The 15,940-nt window shown below is 75.3% G+C and carries 13 protein-coding genes; 7 read left to right on the top strand and 6 right to left on the bottom strand.

What is annotated here, in order from left to right; all coding sequences use genetic code 11:
- The first annotated feature begins 150 nt into the window (after positions 1-150).
- Positions 151-2,559, top strand: coding sequence for a right-handed parallel beta-helix repeat-containing protein (locus AC067J_RS36870; RefSeq protein WP_478306847.1), 2,409 nt, complete (start codon positions 151-153; stop codon positions 2,557-2,559).
- 256 nt (positions 2,560-2,815) lie between these two features.
- Here AC067J_RS36870 and AC067J_RS36865 read toward each other — a convergent pair whose 3' ends face one another.
- Positions 2,816-3,934, bottom strand: coding sequence for a PLP-dependent cysteine synthase family protein (locus tag AC067J_RS36865; protein ID WP_478306846.1), 1,119 nt, complete (start codon positions 3,932-3,934; stop codon positions 2,816-2,818).
- A 218-nt stretch (positions 3,935-4,152) separates the two neighbouring features.
- Positions 4,153-5,331, bottom strand: a complete 1,179-nt coding sequence (locus AC067J_RS36860; protein ID WP_478306968.1) for an ROK family protein — start codon at positions 5,329-5,331, stop codon at positions 4,153-4,155.
- Positions 5,332-5,447: 116 nt separating this feature from the next.
- Between AC067J_RS36860 and AC067J_RS36855 the strand changes: the two genes are divergently transcribed.
- Both AC067J_RS36855 and AC067J_RS36850 read left to right on the top strand, forming a co-directional pair.
- On the top strand, positions 5,448-6,755 hold the full coding sequence (locus AC067J_RS36855) for an MFS transporter (RefSeq protein WP_478306844.1): 1,308 nt from the start codon (positions 5,448-5,450) through the stop codon (positions 6,753-6,755).
- Between the two features lie 242 nt (positions 6,756-6,997).
- A complete protein-coding gene (locus AC067J_RS36850) occupies positions 6,998-7,579 on the top strand; it encodes a HutD/Ves family protein (RefSeq protein ID WP_478306842.1) in 582 nt (193 codons plus the stop codon).
- Positions 7,580-7,873: 294 nt separating this feature from the next.
- Here AC067J_RS36850 and AC067J_RS36845 read toward each other — a convergent pair whose 3' ends face one another.
- Complete coding sequence (locus AC067J_RS36845; protein ID WP_478306966.1) at positions 7,874-8,794, bottom strand: esterase/lipase family protein; 921 nt, start codon at positions 8,792-8,794, stop codon at positions 7,874-7,876.
- A 201-nt stretch (positions 8,795-8,995) separates the two neighbouring features.
- Here AC067J_RS36845 and AC067J_RS36840 point away from each other — a divergent pair, with 201 nt between their 5' ends.
- A complete protein-coding gene (locus AC067J_RS36840) occupies positions 8,996-10,366 on the top strand; it encodes a PucR family transcriptional regulator (RefSeq protein WP_478306840.1) in 1,371 nt (456 codons plus the stop codon).
- A gap of 65 nt (positions 10,367-10,431) precedes the next feature.
- Here AC067J_RS36840 and AC067J_RS36835 read toward each other — a convergent pair whose 3' ends face one another.
- Positions 10,432-11,190, bottom strand: coding sequence for an acyltransferase (locus AC067J_RS36835; protein ID WP_478306838.1), 759 nt, complete (start codon positions 11,188-11,190; stop codon positions 10,432-10,434).
- A 207-nt stretch (positions 11,191-11,397) separates the two neighbouring features.
- On the opposite strand from AC067J_RS36835, the gene AC067J_RS36830 reads away from it, so the two are divergent.
- Entirely contained in the window at positions 11,398-12,213 is an 816-nt protein-coding gene (locus tag AC067J_RS36830) for a maleylpyruvate isomerase family mycothiol-dependent enzyme (protein ID WP_478306836.1), read from the top strand.
- A 105-nt stretch (positions 12,214-12,318) separates the two neighbouring features.
- Here the strand turns inward: AC067J_RS36830 and AC067J_RS36825 are convergent, their stop codons facing one another.
- The gene (locus AC067J_RS36825) at positions 12,319-13,092 is read right to left on the bottom strand and encodes an enoyl-CoA hydratase family protein (RefSeq protein WP_478306834.1); all 774 of its coding nucleotides are present in this window, start codon (positions 13,090-13,092) and stop codon (positions 12,319-12,321) included.
- A 280-nt stretch (positions 13,093-13,372) separates the two neighbouring features.
- Here AC067J_RS36825 and AC067J_RS36820 point away from each other — a divergent pair, with 280 nt between their 5' ends.
- A complete protein-coding gene (locus tag AC067J_RS36820) occupies positions 13,373-13,768 on the top strand; it encodes a hypothetical protein (protein WP_478306832.1) in 396 nt (131 codons plus the stop codon).
- Positions 13,765-14,196 (top strand): RidA family protein, encoded by a 432-nt coding sequence (locus tag AC067J_RS36815; RefSeq protein WP_478306830.1) that lies wholly within the window; start codon positions 13,765-13,767, stop codon positions 14,194-14,196. The genes AC067J_RS36820 and AC067J_RS36815 overlap by 4 nt, the downstream gene beginning before the upstream one ends.
- A 45-nt stretch (positions 14,197-14,241) precedes the next feature.
- Here the strand turns inward: AC067J_RS36815 and AC067J_RS36810 are convergent, their stop codons facing one another.
- Entirely contained in the window at positions 14,242-15,876 is a 1,635-nt protein-coding gene (locus AC067J_RS36810) for an MFS transporter (RefSeq protein WP_478306828.1), read from the bottom strand.
- Between the last annotated feature and the right edge of the window lie 64 nt (positions 15,877-15,940).

The raw sequence follows: 15,940 nt of genomic DNA, 5'->3' as shown, positions 1-15,940 counted from the left end.
CCGGAGCACCCGCCCGGGCGCGCTACGGTGGGCGGACGGCCCGCACACCCGCGTGCACCGCTCCCGTACGCGTCGCACGAAGGTGAGTCGCATCCGCGCGCGTCCGGTCCGTAGATCGCCGGCTCGATGAAGGTGGGACGACAGACCGTCATGGCTGAGCACAGGGTTCGGGTCACCCAGGACAGCGCATCCCGCTGGCGACGCCGCGCCGGCGAGTACGACACGCTCGCGGAGGCCCTGGCGGCCGCCGAGCCGGGCGACACCGTCACCGTGCGACCGGGCACGTTCCGGGAGAACGTCGTCCTGGACAAGCCGGTCACGATCGTCCCCGCCCAGGGCCCCGGCACGGTCCGGATCGACCCGCCGGGCGGGGTGCCGCTGACGGTCACCGCCGCCGCGACCGTCCGCGACCTGGTGATCGAAGGCAGCGACAGCTCCGTCCCCGCGGTGCTGGTGACCGGGGCGGGAGCCACGCCCTCGTTCACCGGCTGCCGGGTGGAGACCCGCTCGGCGGCCGGGGTGGAGGTGACCGAGGGCGCCCGGCCCACCCTGCGGGGCTGCGTGGTGGCCAACCCGGCCGGGCTCGGCCTCCGGCTGCGCGGCGAGGGCACCGCGGCGGCGTTCGAGGACTGCGAGGTGTCCGCCGCCGGCCAGGCCGGTCTGGCCGTGCTCGGCGGCGCCACCGCGGCCCTCGAACGCTGCCGGGTGCACCATGCCGCCGGCGCGGGCGTCCTGCTCTCCGACCCCGGCAGCGCGGCCGAGCTGACCGGCTGCGAGATCTACGAGATCCGGGGCAGCGGCGTCCAGGCCGAGGCGCAGGCGGGCGGGCGGCTGGTCGACTGCGACATCCACCGGGTCACCGGCAACGGGCTCACCCTGGACGGCGAGGCCGAGCTCGTGCTGACCGGCTGCCGGGTGCACGACCTGCCCGAGAACGGCGCCGACCTGCGCGGCCGGGCCCGGCTCAGCCTCGTGAACTCCACCGTGCGGGACTTCGGACGCGGGGCGCTCTCGGTCTGGGACCAGGGCACCGAGGCGACCGCCGAGTCCTGCCAGATCCACGGCTCGGCCGGCGAGTACCCGGCGCTCTGGGTCAGTGACGGCGCCCGGCTCACGCTCACCGACTGCGCGCTGCACGACCTGCCGGACGCGCTCTTCGTACTGGACCGCGACTCCGCCGCCGTCGCGGAGGGCTGCTCGTTCAGCCGGATCCGCAGCTCGGCGGTCTCGGTCAGCGGCGGCGCGACGGTCAACCTCACCGGCTGCCGGGTCCAGGAGGCCGGCACCGGGCTCTGGTTCCGCGACCACGGCAGCGGGGGCCTGCTGACCGGGTGCGAGATCTCGGACGTGGCGACCGGCGTCATCGTCACCAAGGGCGCCGACCCGGTGCTGCGCGACTGCACCGTCCGGGCCGGCTCGGACGCCGGCGTCTACGTCTCCGCGCAGGGCCGGGGCACCTTCGAGGACTGCCGGGTCTCGCACGGCAAGGGCTTCGGCTTCCACATCATCGACGGCTGCCGGACGGTGCTGACCAGGTGCCGGGCCGAGCAGAACGAGCGGGCCGGCTTCGAGTTCTCCGAACCCGGTCCGGTGGTGGACGGCTGCACCTCGGACGACGTGGTGGCGGCACCCGCCGCGGCGCTCGACGTGCCGACCCCGCGCGCGTCCCAACTGACGGCGGCCGCAGTGTCGTTGGCCTCCTCCGCCCCGGCCTCCGCGGCGATCGGACCGATCCCCGACTGCCGGCCCGCCGACGAGGCGCTGGCCGAACTCGACAGCCTGGTGGGCCTCGCCACCGTCAAGCAGGAGGTGCGGACGCTGATCGACCTGATCTCGGTCGGCCGGCGGCGCAGGCAGGCCGGGCTGAAGGCGCCCTCGCTCCGCCGTCACCTGGTCTTCACCGGGGCCCCCGGCACCGGCAAGACCACGGTGGCCCGGCTCTACGGCGAGATCCTGGCCTCGCTCGGCGTGCTGCAGCGCGGCCACCTGGTCGAGGTGGCCCGGGTCGACCTGGTCGGCGAGCACATCGGCTCGACCGCGATCCGCACGGCCGCGGCCTTCGACCGGGCGCGCGGCGGCGTGCTCTTCATCGACGAGGCGTACACCCTGGCCCCCGAGGACGGCGCCCGCGACTTCGGCCGGGAGGCGATCGACACCCTGGTGAAGCTGATGGAGGACCACCGGGACGAGGTGGTGGTCATCGTGGCCGGCTACACCGCGGAGATGGAACGCTTCCTCTCCGCCAACCCCGGCGTTTCGTCCCGTTTCTCACGGACCGTCACCTTTCCCGACTACTCGGCGGACGAGCTGCTCCAGATCGCCCGGGCCCAGTGCGCCGAGCACGAGTACGCCCTCACGGACGACACCGCGAGCGCCCTGCTGGACCACTTCGCCACGATCGAACGCGGCCCCGGCTTCGGCAACGGCCGCACCGCCCGCCAGGTCTTCGAGACCATGGTCGAGCGTCACGCCATGCGCGTCGCCCAGCTCGCCGACCCGTCGACGGAGGAGCTCCAACTCCTCGTCCCCGCCGACCTGCCGACCGCGCGGCTTCCGTAGCCGTCCGGGGAACTCCCGCTCCCCGGACGGCCGTCGGCAGCACCGCGACGCCGGACGGACGGAGGCCGGAAGCCGACGACCGGCAGACGGCCGCCGACAGTTGACGGCTGACACGATCCGAGATCCGTCAGCCGTCGACTGTCGGCCATCCGCTGTCGGTCGCCCTCCGCCGGTCGCCCTCGGCACCCGCCGACCACCGGCCGTCAGCCGCCGGCGGCTGACCGGCCCGCCCCACCGTCCGGCCCGGCCGCGGCCGTCAGCCCACCCAGGCGCCGCCGGCCAGGAACGACTCCAGCCCGGCCCGGTAGGGGGCGATGTCGATCCGCTCGCCGGCCAGCCAGTCGTCCGAGTAGTACTTGTCGAGGTAGCGGTCACCCGGGTCGCAGATCAGGGTGACCACGCTGCCGCGCTCCCCCGCCGCCCGCATCTCGGCGACGATCCTCAGCGCGCTCCACAGCCCGGTCCCGGTGGACGCGCCCGCCTTCCGGCCGAGGACGCCGTCCAGCACCCGGATCGCTGCGATCGAGGCCGCGTCCGGGACCCTCATCATCCGGTCGATCGCCCCGGGCACGAAGCTCGGCTCCATCCGGGGCCGGCCGATCCCCTCGATCCGCGAGCCGCTGTCGCAGACCGCGTCCGGGTCGTGCCGGACCCAGCCGTCGAAGAAGCAGGAGTTCTCCGGGTCGGCCACGCAGATCCGGGTGTCGTACTGCATGTAGTGGACGTACCGGGCGATGGTCGCCGAGGTGCCGCCGGTGCCGGCGGTGGCGACGATCCACGCCGGTTCGGGGTGCGGCTCCAGGCGCAGCTGGGCGAAGACCGACTCGGCGATGTTGTTGTTGCCGCGCCAGTCGGTGGCCCGCTCGGCGTAGGTGAACTGGTCCATGTAGTGGCCGCCGGTCTCCTCGGCGAGCCGCGCGGAGGCCTCGTACACCTCGTCCGAACGCTCGACCAGGTGACACTCCCCGCCGTGGAACTCGATCAGGTCGATCTTGGCCTGGCTGGTGGACTTGGCCATCACCGCGATGAACGGCACCCCGACGAGCTGCGCGAAGTACGCCTCGGAGACGGCGGTGGAGCCGCTGGACGCCTCGATCACCGGCTTTCCGGGGCGGATCCAGCCGTTGCAGAGCCCGTACAGGAAGAGCGAACGGGCCAGCCGGTGCTTGAGCGAGCCGGTCGGGTGGGTGGACTCGTCCTTGAGGTAGAGGTCGATGCCCCACTCGGCGGGGAGCGGGAAGCGGAGCAGGTGGGTGTCGGCGGAGCGGTTGGCGTCCGCCTGGACCTTGCGCACCGCCTCCTTGAGCCAGCGCCGGTACTCGGCGTCGGATCGGTCGACGTCGACGGTCGGCTCGACGGTCGGCTGGGTGCTCATGGCCACTCTCCTCGTGCGGGTGGATCGAGTCCTTCGAAGCCCCCCCGAATGCTCACTACGAGTGTATGAGAGTCACGATAAGTGACGTTATGCGAAGACCCAGCTTCCGCTTATCGCCTCGTCGCACCCAGCCCACCGCACCGCGACCGCCGCACCGCGCCCGCCGCGGCCCGCCGACCCTCCCGGCCCGGTGCCGCCCGCCGGCCCTCCCGACCCGCTCAGCCCGGGAGCACCGACTGCGGGTCCGCCAGGTACGGCAGCCACCCCAGCTCGGCCGCCCCCGCCAACGCGCTGTGCGCGAGCTCGGCACCGACGATCGGCACCCGGCCGCTGCGCCCCCAGAGGCTGCGTTCGGCGACGACCGCGCGCAGCCGCTCGGGCGCGGCCTCCAGCAGGTCCCGGTGGAGCCCGCTGAGCACCACCCGGTCGGGGTTGAGGATGTTGGCGACGCCGGCCAGCCCGAGGCCCAGGCGGTCGATGACGTGCTCGACGGCGGCCCGGGCGCGCTCGTCGGTGGCGGCGGCCCGGCAGAGCTCGCGCCCCTGGTCGAGCAGCGGGCGGTCCGGGTCGGGGGTGAGGCCGGCGGCGGCGAAGAGCGCGTCGGGGTCGGTCTCGGAGTTGAGGCAGCCCCGGTTCCCGCACCCGCAGGGGCGTCCCTGCGGGTCGACGGTGAGGTGGCCGACCTCCAGGGCGAGGCCGGCGCTGCCGGTGTGCAGCCGGCCGTCGATGACCAGTGCACCGCCGACGCCCCGGTGGCCGGAGGTGACCAGCAGCAGGTGCCGGGCTCCCCGTCCGGCGCCGTGCCGGTACTCGGCGAGGGCGGCGAGGTTGGCGTCGTTGGCGATCGCGGTGGGCAGCGGGTCGAGTGCCCGCGGGCCGTGGTCGGCACGGCCCACCTCGACGTCGTACAGGTCGGCGACGGGCGTGCCGCTGGGCCAGGCGAAGTGCAGGGCGGCGAGCGCGGTGCCGTCCGGTTCGGTGACCGGGTTGGGCAGCGCGAGCGCGGCGCCGAGGCAGCGCCGGTCGGTGTCGCGGGCGAGTTCGGCGCCGGCCTGGGCGACGGCACGCAGCAGCCGCACCGGGTCGGTGGCGGCGGGCAGCGGGAGGTGGACCGGCGGGTCGAGCAGGCCGCCGAGCCCGGCGAGGGTGACGCTCAGGCCGTCCGCGTGGATCTGTCCGGCCACCACCACCGGGCCCTCGGGGTCGATGGCGAGCCGGTGCGATGGGCGGCCGCGGCCGCCGCCGGCGGGGCGGGAGTCGACCGTGATCAGGCCGAGCGCCTCCAGTTCGGCGGTGACGGCTCCGGCGGTGGCCCTGGTGACGTCCAGCGCGCGGGTGAGCGCCGAGCGGGTCGGGGTCTGGCCGGTGTGGATGAGCGAGAGCGCCGGACCGAGCAGCGTCCGGCCGCGGTCGGGGGCCGAGCGGCGGTGGGCGTCGCGCTGCGCGTCGGATTCGGCCCCGGAGCCGGGCTTGGGACTTGATGGTGTGAGCTGCACGTGCCTATTGTTACTTTGTGCCGCTCCGAAACAAAATCCGTCCCCTCGCCCCCGCCGACCGGCCGTCCCCCCAGTCTCGCAGCAAGACCCCCGAGCCCCACAGCCCCGACCGCACTCACGCCGCCGCCGACACCGCCGCCCGCACCCCCTGGAGTGCCGCCCGGCTCGCCCTCACCGCCTTCTTCGCGGTCGACGGCTTCCTCTTCGCCGCCTGGGTCGTCCGCATCCCGGACGTCCGCAGCCAGGTCAGCGCCTCCCACAGCGCCCTCGGACTCGCCCTGCTCTGCGTCTCCGCCGGGGCCGTCGCCACCATGCCGGTCGTCGGGCGGCTCTGCCTGCGGTACGGCTCACGGCCGGTCACCGTCGCCTCCCTCGCCCTGCTCAGCCTGGCCGTCCCGCTGCCCGCCCACACCCACTCGGTGGCGGCCCTCGGCGGCGTCCTGCTGCTCTTCGGCGCCGGGTACGGCGGGGCCAACGTCGCCATGAACAGCGCCGCCGTCGAGATCGTCGCCGAACTCCGCCGCCCCGTCATGCCCAGCTTCCACGCCGGCTACAGCCTCGGCGGCCTGGTCGGCGCGGGCGCCGGCGGGCTGCTCGCGGGCGCCGTCACCGCCGGCTGGTCGCTCGCGCTCAGCGGCCTGCTGGGCCTGGCGGTCACCGCGGTCGCGGGCGCCGTGCTGCTCCGCAGCCCGTCCTCGGCGGGGGCGGTCGCGCCCACCCCCGCCAAGGACGGGACGGCAACCGCGTCCGCGTCCGGGACCGCGTCCGGGACCGACGGCCGCCCCGCACACACCCGGCTGCTCGTCCTCCTGCTCGGCCTCACCGCACTCTGCTGCGCCTACGGCGAGGGCGCCATCGCCGACTGGACCACCCTGCACCTCACCGACGACGTCCACGCGAGCGCCGGGGTGGCCGCCGCCGGCTACGTGGCGTACGCGCTCGCCATGACGACCGGCCGGATCGGCGGCACCTGGCTCTCCGCCCGGCTCGGCCAGACCCGGCTGATGACCCTCGGCGGACTCACCGCGGCGGCCGGGATGCTGCTCGCCGCACTTGCCCCGGCGGTACCGCTCGCCCTGGCCGGGTTCGTCCTGGTCGGGCTCGGCCTGGCCAACATCTTCCCGCTCGCCATCGCCCGGGCCGGCGCCGGCGGCGGCCCGCAGGCGGTGGCGTTCGCCTCCACCCTCGGGTACGCCGGGATGCTCGTCGGCCCGCCCGTCATCGGCTTCCTCGCCGACGCGAGCAGCCTCCCGCTGGCCCTCACCACCGTGGCGGTCGCCGCCACCGTCGCCGCCGTCCTCCCCCTCACCGCCCGCAGCCGCTGACCGGTCGCGCCCGGCCCCCGACCCTGGCCACCCGACGGCCGCGGGCGGCCCCGCACCCGACTCGCCCCCGTCCGCCCCGGCCTCCAGCCCCGCCCCCGACCCCTAGCCACTCGGCGGCCACCACCCAACGCCCGACAGGCGCGGGCGGCTCCGCACCCGACTCACCCCTCGTCCACCCCGGCCTCCAGCCCCAGTCCCAGCCCTCGCCTCCCACCCCCACCCCGCCGTGCGAGGATCGCGCCATGACGAGCAGCAGCGGACCGGTCCAGCTCCTACGCGCCGCCGAGCGCCCGGCCACGGCCTGGCGGAACGGCGGCGGGGTGACCAGGGAGGTCGCCGGGTACCCCGCGGGGTCGGGGCTGGACGACTTCGGGTGGCGGGTGAGCCTGGCCGACGTCGCGTCAGCCGGTCCGTTCTCGGCCTTCCCGGGCATCGACCGGGTGATCACCCTGGTCGAGGGCGAGGGCATGGCACTGACCGTCGACGGTGTCGAGCACGTCGTCGACGCCCCGTTCCGCCCGCTCGCCTTCCCCGGCGACGCGGCCACCAACTGCCGGCTGCTCGGCGGCCCGCTGGTCGACTTCAACGTGATGACCCGCCGCGGCCGCGTCACCGCCGAGCTCCTGCTCGCCGACACGCCCCGCGCGGTGGACGTCCCGGACGGCGCCACCGTCCTGCTGGTCTGCCTGTCCGGCACCGCGACCGCCGGCGCCTCCGACCTCACCCGCTACGACGGCGCGCTCCTCGACGCGCCCGGCACGTACGAGCTGCGGCCCGACGGCGTGACCGCCGTGATCACCTTCCGCGAAGCCATCATCGCCTAGAAGGCTGATGAGATCTTGAAAGCATGCCCGACTTGCCCGACTCGCCCGGCTTGCGCCGCTTCAACCCGATTGACATCTACCGGCGATCCGGTGTGATTCGGGCAGCCAGGACAAGACCTTCAGGAGACTCCCAGAACGACTTTGCAAAGCCCCCGGCTTTGCAAAGTCCCGGCAGGACTTTGCAAAGACCTTTTGGCACGGACGTGCCGCTGCGCAGGAAGTCGGCCGGTCCGACTTCCTGCGCAGCTGCCCCCCGCGGCGGCGGCAAACCGCCCCGCCCCGCCCCCGCCCGCCTCAGCCGCAGATCACCGGCGTGGCGTGCGCCGGATCCAGGGCGTTGGCGACCAGGTGCAGTGCGGTCGGCGAGAAGGCGATCGCCACGTGCTCGGCCAGCGAGATCGGGCAACGGTCCTGCAGCACCACGTTGTTCACGTTCACCCCGGACAGGAACTGGGTCCGGTACGGCGTGACGACCTCGTCGTAGACCGTCGCGATCACGGTGTAGCGGACGCCCGGCACGGTGTCCGGCTTCGAGGCCATGGTCCGGTTGAAGTCCGAGTCCACCACCTGGTCCCGGCACGCGGCGCACACGGTGTAGATCAGTTCGGCGACCCGCGGGAAGTACGGGGCCAGGTTGGCGATCCCGGACAGCGTCGTCCCGTGGTTGGACGGCGCCAGTCCGATCACCTTGTCGACTTTCGCCGCGCCCCCGAGGAACTTCAGGTAGTAGTTCGGGAGCATGCCGCCCTGCGAGTGGCCCACGATGTCGACCTTCGCCGCACCGGTCGCACCGCGCACCAGGTCGACGAACCGGCCGAGCTGGGCCGCCGACTCCGCGACCGGACCGAGCCCGCCGATCGGGAGCAGCAGTCCGCTGCCGGACGAGGTGACGCCGGGGATCATCCCGTAGTCCAGGGCGAAGACGCAGTAGCCCTTGCCCTTCAGCAACGGGGAGAGCGCGAGCCAGTTCTCGTACCGGTTGGCGAAGGTGCCGTGCACGAGGACGACCGGGTTCGGGTGCGCCGCACTCGGCCTGCACTTCCAGTCGTTGGCGCCGGGCGGCGAGGCCACCGGGTCGCCGTCGGGCGGGAGTTCACCGGACGGAGCGGCGACAGGAGCGGCGACGGGGGCGGTGACGGCAGCGGCGGTGACGGCGGGCGCGGTGGGGGTCGCGTCCGCCGCCCGCGCCACCCCGGCCGGCCCGCCGGCGAGCAGCGCGCCCGCCAGCAGGGCCGAGCCGAGCGGCCCAAGGATCCTGCGGCGTACCGGTCTTGCGGCGAAGCGGAGAAGTGGGGTTCTCAACTGTTGCCTCCATGGCGGAAGTTTGTTACCAACAGGTAACCCGAGTGGCTCCATCATGCGGTCGCCCCTCCGACCTGGCCCTTGGGTGTCCCCCAGACCTGGACGGTGATCCCTGTGACCGGTCACAATTCACCCGCCCGAGCCGCCGATTGGCGGATCCCCGTGATCGGCGGCGTCCCCGCCGACCAGCGCCTGCTCGGCGCCGTCCCGGAGTTGGTCGAGGCCGTCATCGCCGCACTGCTCGACCGGGTGCCGACGTACCACCGGCTGCCCCGCGAGCAGGTCGCCGGCGAGCTGGTCCAGGTCACCGAACGCCGGATCCGCGCGCTCGCCCAGGCCGTCCGCACCGGGCAGCCCGCCCCGGCGACGGAGTTCGCCGCCGTCCGGGAGGCCGCCGCGCGGCGCGCCGAGGAGGGCGTACCGCTGGACGCCGTCCTGCTCGCCCACCACCTCGGGCTGGAGGTCTGCTGGGAACTGGTCACCCGGCACGCCCACGACGGTGACGCGGCCGACCTGCTGGTACTCAACCGGCTGCTGCTCGACCAGCTCCGCCAGGCCACCGCCGCCGCCGGCGCGGGCTACCTGGACGAACGCCGCACCGGCGCCGACGAACAGCAGGCCGCCCGGCACGCCCTGCTCACCGCCCTGCTGGACGGCGCGCCCGCCGAGGAGGCCGCGAGACGCGCGGGGCTCCGCCTCCCGACCGCGTACGCCGTGCTCTGCCTCGCCGTCGCCGACCACCCCGACGAGCGCTCCCCCGGTGTCGACCGGACCGTGGCCGGCCACCGCAAGCTCCGCCGGCTGCGCGCCGAACTCGACCACGCCACCCGGCAGTCGGCGCTCTCGGTGCTCGCCGCCACCGGCGGGGTGGTGCTGATCCCGCTGGAGCACCGGCCGGACGCCGTACCGGACACCGTCTGGCAGCGGCTCGCCGACACCGTCGACCGCACCGCACGCGCGGCGGGGGTCACCGTCCGGGCGGGCGCGGCGGCCGCGACGCCGACCGGGGTGCCGTCGGCCGCCGCCCTCGCCGAGGAGGTGCTGGACGTGGCGAGGGCCGTCGGCCGGCCGCCCGGGCTGCACCGGCTGGACGACCTCCTGCTGGAGTACCAGCTCAGCCGTCCCAGCCAGGCCCGGTCCCGGCTCGCCTCACTGCTCGCGCCGCTGGAGGACGGCGGCGAACTGCTCGCCACCCTGCGCGCCCACCTGTCCGGCGGGTCGAACCGCCGTCAGACCGCCCGGGTGCTCCACCTGCACCCCAACACCGTCGACTACCGGCTGCGCCGGATCGCCGCCCTCACCGGCCTGGACCCGGCCCGGCCCGCCGACCTCCCGCGCATCGCCGCCGCCATCGCCGCCCGCGACGCGGAGCGCGACTCCGGTCGGCGCACCGACCCCCGCGGTGCCACCAGCACCCGCAGCACCGACCACCGCACCGGACCGGACACCGGCTGCGGCCCCGACCCCACCCGCGAACCGGCCTAGCACCCGCCCCCGTACGACACCCCGCCCCCAACCCGCCCCGTCCCCCGCCCCCGCAACTCCCGGGCTCAGCCCTCCGACTCACCCGGCAGCCGCAGGTCCCACCCGGCCAGCGCCCGCAGCTGCGCCGCGGTCACGTCGTCCGGCAGCGGCCGCGGCGCCTCGTTGCGGAACGGCGGCTGCCACCCCTCCTCCTCCGTCCAGCGGCGGACGACCTTCGCCGGCGCGCCCGCGACCACCGTGTGGTCCGGCACCTCGCCGCGGACCACCGAGCCCGCCGCGACGACCACGTTGCGGCCCAGCCTGGCGCCGGGAAGGATCACCGCGCCGGTGCCGATCCAGCTGCCCGCGCCGATCTCGACCGGCTCGTTGCGCGGCCACTGCTTGCCGATCGGCAGGTCGGTGGCCCGGTACTCGTGGGCCTGGTCGGATATGTAGACGCCGGGGCCGGTCCAGACGTCGTCACCCAGCACGATCGACTGGTGGCCGACGATGTGGCTGTCCCGCCCGATCACGCAGCCGCCGCCGATCCGCACGATCGGCTCGGGCCCGAGGTCGAGCCCCGGCAGGAACCCCGCGCTGATGGTGACCCGCTCGCCGATGATCGAGAACGGGCCGATGGTGATCCACTGCTCGTTGAACACCGCCCCGAGCGGGAACGTCAGCTTGGTCCCGGCCCCCAGCTCCCCGAACCGGTACGGCCCGGGGTTCTCGCTGGACACCGCACCCGCACGCTGCACCCACCGCCAGCCCCGGTGGACGGCCCGGCTCGCGGCACGCCGGCCGCCGGCCCGGGCCGCGCTGAACAGGGAACGCGTGATCGACATGCGCTCACGTTACCGGTCCGTAGGACGCCACCGGCGCGGAGGCGGCCAAGGTCACACGGCCACCGCGCGACGACCGGCGAGGCCACCGCGCGACGGCCCGGGGTGACCGCGCGACGCCGTCGGGAAACTGCCGACCTGCCACCGAATCCGGCCGCCCGCCCCGGTTCCCGGGTCCGAAAACCGCAGGTGCTGCAAGACTCTTCACCCATGGAGATCACCGACCACATCGACGCGCTGCGCCGTGAGGGCACCCTGCTGGCGGACGCCGCCGCCGGCACCGACCTCGCCGCCCCCGTCCCCACCTGTCCGGACTGGCGGCTGCGCGATCTGGTGCTGCACACCGGCCAGGTGCACCGCTGGGTGACGGCCAACGTCCGCGACGCGCACCGCACTCGGATGGACGCCGACGGCGAACGCGCCGCCTGGGGTCCGGAGCCGGACGACGCGGACCTGGTCGACTGGTTCCGGACCGGCCACGCCGCCCTGGTGGCGACGCTCACCGCGGCCCCGGCCGACCTGGACTGCTGGAGCTTCCTGCCCGCGCCCAGCCCGCTCGCGTTCTGGGCCCGCCGCCAGGCGCACGAGACGGCGGTCCACCGCGCCGACGCCGACGCGGCGGCGGGCGTCGAGGGCCCCCGGGTCGACGCGGAGCTCGCACTGGACGGGATCGACGAGCTGCTGCGCGGGTTCATGTCGCTCGGCCGGACCCGGGTGCGCAGCGAGCGGCCCCGGACGGTGCTCATCCGCCCGACCGACGGCGTCCGGCCTCCCGACGGCATCCGCCCGACCGACGGCGATCGGCCGGGGTCCTGGCTGCTGACCGTCAGCCGGGAGCCGCTGTCCGTGGAACTCCCGCCGGGCGGACCCGCCGACGCCCCGGCCGCCGACCTGACGCTCTCCGGCCCGGCCCACGACCTCTACCTCTTGCTGTGGAACCGGCTTCCCGTCGACACGGACCGGGTGGCCCTCTCCGGCGACCGTTCGCTGCTCGACCTCTGGCGCGAGACCGCCGCCGTCCGCTGAAGCCGACGCCCCGGGCGTACGCGGCTCCGGACCGTACGCCCCACCCGGCCGACGCCCGCAACGCTCGCGACGGCCGGGTGACCGACGGGCCGGAGCCGCCGCCCGTCAGCGGGCCCAGCGCGCCGGGCGCTTCTCCAGGAACGCCCGCATCCCCTCCTGCGCCTCCTCCGAGCCGAACAGCCGCGCCGACAGCTCGACCAGCTCGTCGGCGTCCCGCTCGAAGGACCGCACCACCTCGGCGTTGGCCAGCCGCTTCGACTGGGCGAGCCCCTGCGGCGAGCCGAGCCGGAGGGCGTCCAGCAGGCCCTTCAGCGCGACGGCGGCGGCCTCGGCGGAGTCGGCCGCCTGCGTGATCAGCCCGATCCGGGCCGCCTCGGCGGCGTCGAAGACCTCGCCGGTCAGGTAGTAGCGGGAGGCCGCGCGCGGGTCCAGCTTGGGGCGCAGCGGCAGCGAGATGACGGCGGGCGCCAGGCCGAGCCGGACCTCGGTGAACGCGAAGGTGGCGGCCGGTCCGGCCACCGCCAGGTCGGCCGAGCCGACCAGTCCGAGGCCGCCGGCGCGGACGTGTCCGTCGATGACGGCGATGACGGGCTTGGCACAGTCCACGATCGCCCGCTGGAGGTCGACGAGGCCGCGCGGGCCGACGGTCGGGTCCGCGCCGGTCGCCTCGGAGAGGTCGGCGCCGGCGCAGAAGACCTTGCCGGCGTGGGTGAGCACGACCGCGCGCACCTCCGGGTCGGCTGCTGCGGCGGCGAGGCCGGCGGTGAGCTCGGCCATCAGCCGGGTGGAGAGCGCGTTCCGGTTGTGCGGCGAGTCGAGGGTGAGGGTGGTGACGGCGTCCTCGGTGGTGACGTGGACGAGGGGCGCTTCGCGGGTCATCGGTGCGGTCCTGCTTTCCGGCTGAGGGTGGGTCGGAGGGGCGGTCGCCGTCCGGTGGGGCGCCGCCCGGACGACTCTGACATGCCCACCCTCCGCTCGACCAGAGCCATCGGCGACCGGCCCGGCAATTCGGTGGCGGATCCGGTGGCGGATCCGGCGCCACACCCCGCGCCACGCCCGGCGCCGAATCGGGCGCCGGCTCGGGCGCCGGCTCGGGTACCGGATCCGCCGGCGAAATCCGGTGGCAGCACGCCGACCGCGCCCGGCACCATCGGTGCCCATGACCACCGACACGGCCGCTCCGGTCCTCCTGCTCGCGCCCCGGATCAACGAGACCGGGCTGCAGCTGCGCACCGCCGCCGGCCGACGCGGCCTGCGGGCCTCCACCGCGACGGCCTGGCGCGCCCCCGCGGAGCTGCTCGGCCGGCCGGTGCACGTCTACGGCGGGCCGCTGTTCGGCGACGCGGTGGGCCGTGTGCTGGACCTGGCGCTGCTGGAGCCGCCGACCGGCCGGTCCGGCCGGGCCCTCGCGGTCCGGGCTCCGGCCTCCGGCCTCCGGGCTCGGGGCTCCGGGCTCCGGGCTCCGGGCTCCCTCCCGCCCCTCCCCACCCGTCCCCGCCCCTCCCCGGAAACACACTGGTGCGGTGATCACCCGTCAGCCACGATGACCTCATGAGCACCGAACCCGGGCGGAAGCCCGCGCACCCCACCCACATCACCCACATCACCGAGCCTCCCGGTGTGGCCGCCGGCACCGGCTACACCCAGGTCGTCACCGGCACCGGCCGGCTGGTGGTCATCTCCGGCCAGGTCGCCTTCGACGAGGAGCGGCGGCTGGTCGGGCCGGGCGACCCGAAGGCGCAGGCCCGACAGATCTTCGAGAACCTCCGCCGCTGCCTGTCGGCCGCGGGGGCGGACTTCTCCGACCTCGTCAAACTCACCTACTTCCTCACCGACATCGGGCACCTGGGCGCCATCCGCGATGTCCGGAACGAGTTCCTCGGCGACACCCCGCCCCCGGCCAGCTCGGCGATGCAGGTGTCGGCGCTCTTCCTGCCCGAGGTGCTGATGGAGATCGAGGCACTCGCGGTGGTGCCGGAGTAGCCCTGAGCGGTGCCGCAGCAGTCCTCGGCGGTACCTCGACCACCCTCAGCGGTGCCGCAGCAGCCGGTGCCGGAGCGTCCGGTACCGGAGGCTCCGGCACGAGCGCGGCCGGTGACGCCGCGGAAGGTTCCGGCGCGCGAGGTACCGGCGTACGAGGTTTCGGCGCGCGAGGTACCGGCGCAGCCGGGCCCGCGGCGTCGCCCCGGCAGCCCCCCGCTCGCCGCCGCCGCGTGCGGCCCACCGGACGGCGGGGCCCATGGCCAGGCCGGCGGCGGCGAGCAGCGCACCGAGCAGGGCCCAGCCGGCCAGGCCGTACCCGATCACGGCGGTCGAGACCACGGCCGGCCCGATCATCATCGCGGCGGAGTTCCCGGCGTTGAAGACGCCCTGGTAGGCGCCGTGCGCGCGCTCACCGGCCAGGTCGTAGCTGAGCGCCCAACTGCCGGCCTGGCTCAGCACCTCGCCGATCGCCTGGAGCGCCACGCCGACCAGCAGCACCACGGCGGCGATCGGGGCGGACACGCCGTGGGCGAGCGCGAGCACCATGCAGGAGGCGGCCAGGATCAGCCCGGCCCGGCCGCAGACCCGGGCGGCGGCGGCCGGATCCTCGGTCCCCCTGGTGGCCCGCACCTGGAAGGCGATCACCAGTACGGTGTTGACGATCAGGGTGCCGGCCACGGTGATCCGGGGCGCGGCGGTCTGCTGGACGATCCAGAGCGGCACACCGACCTCCACCATCGCGAACTGCAGGCCGAGCACCGAGCTGAGCGCGGTGACCACCAGGAACGGTCCGTCGCGCAGCGCGGGGTTGCGGCCGCCCTTCGTCCGCTCCCCGTCCGGCCGCGACGGCTTCTCCTCCGCCGGCCGCCTCCGCGCCGCACCGCCCGGGCCCGGCACGGACAGCCGCTGGAACAGCAGTGCCACCACCAGGTACGAGGCGGCGTCCGCGAGGATCGCCGTCAGGTACGCGGGCCGCGAGTCCAGGTGGAGCGCGACGGCGCCCACGCCCGTACCGAGGCAGATGCCGACGTTGGTCACCACCCGCAGGTAGGCCCGGCCGGCGACCCGCTTGTCGGCGGGCAGCACCTCGGCGTAGAGCGCGCCGCGCACGGCGGACGCGCCGCGGTCGGCGGCGGCGACCAGACAGGCCAGCGCCACGAACGCCGGGAAACCGTCCACCAGGGTGTACCCGACGGTGCCCAGACCGGTGAGGGCCACCAGGGCGACCAGGAGCCGCCGCGTTCCCCACCGGTCGGCGGCCCGTCCCGCGGGGACGCTCGCGACGACCCCGCAGAGCCCGGCGGCGGTGAGCGCCAGGCCGAGCTGAGCGGCGCTCAGTCCGAGGACTCCGGTGAAGAAGAGCACGCCGACGGAGAGCGAGAGCCCGCTGCCGACGGTGTTGAGCAGCGTGATCCCGGCGAGCCGCCGGACCATCGGGTCGGGGTGCAGCAGCCGGGACGCCCGCCGCTCCGACGGCTCGTCAGGCCCGGCCGCTCCGGCGTCCCCTGAGGTGCCCCCGGACGTGCCCGCGGAGCGCACGGACGCCCCCGCGCTCCCGGAGGCCTCGGAGGCCCCGGACAGCTCGGGCAGCTCGGGGCTCCCCGGTCGCCCGCCGGGAGGCCCGCCGCTTTCGGGCAGGCCGGAGGTGGGTGCGGCGGTCGCCGCCGGTGAGGTGGTCATGCACACGATCCCACCCCGGGACCTCCCCTCAGCAGTACTGATTTAGGCTGGGCCTAAAAGCAGC

This window comes from Kitasatospora sp. NPDC042419, assembly GCF_056437345.1.
The sequence above is the reverse complement of the archived record's forward strand: the minus strand, read 5'-3'. Positions and strand labels throughout refer to the sequence as shown.

Bases quoted from the DNA above. Each gene is read 5' to 3' on its own strand.
- AC067J_RS36835 (WP_478306838.1), bottom strand. From the start codon at position 11,190: ATGTCGATCACGCGTTCCCTGTTCAGCGCGGCCCGGGCCGGCGGCCGG.
- AC067J_RS36850 (WP_478306842.1), top strand. From the start codon at position 6,998: ATGACGAGCAGCAGCGGACCGGTCCAGCTCCTACGCGCCGCCGAGCGC.
- AC067J_RS36870 (WP_478306847.1), top strand. From the start codon at position 151: ATGGCTGAGCACAGGGTTCGGGTCACCCAGGACAGCGCATCCCGCTGG.
- AC067J_RS36825 (WP_478306834.1), bottom strand. From the start codon at position 13,092: ATGACCCGCGAAGCGCCCCTCGTCCACGTCACCACCGAGGACGCCGTC.
- AC067J_RS36830 (WP_478306836.1), top strand. From the start codon at position 11,398: ATGGAGATCACCGACCACATCGACGCGCTGCGCCGTGAGGGCACCCTG.
- AC067J_RS36815 (WP_478306830.1), top strand. From the start codon at position 13,765: ATGAGCACCGAACCCGGGCGGAAGCCCGCGCACCCCACCCACATCACC.
- AC067J_RS36820 (WP_478306832.1), top strand. From the start codon at position 13,373: ATGACCACCGACACGGCCGCTCCGGTCCTCCTGCTCGCGCCCCGGATC.
- AC067J_RS36810 (WP_478306828.1), bottom strand. From the start codon at position 15,876: ATGACCACCTCACCGGCGGCGACCGCCGCACCCACCTCCGGCCTGCCC.
- AC067J_RS36865 (WP_478306846.1), bottom strand. From the start codon at position 3,934: ATGAGCACCCAGCCGACCGTCGAGCCGACCGTCGACGTCGACCGATCC.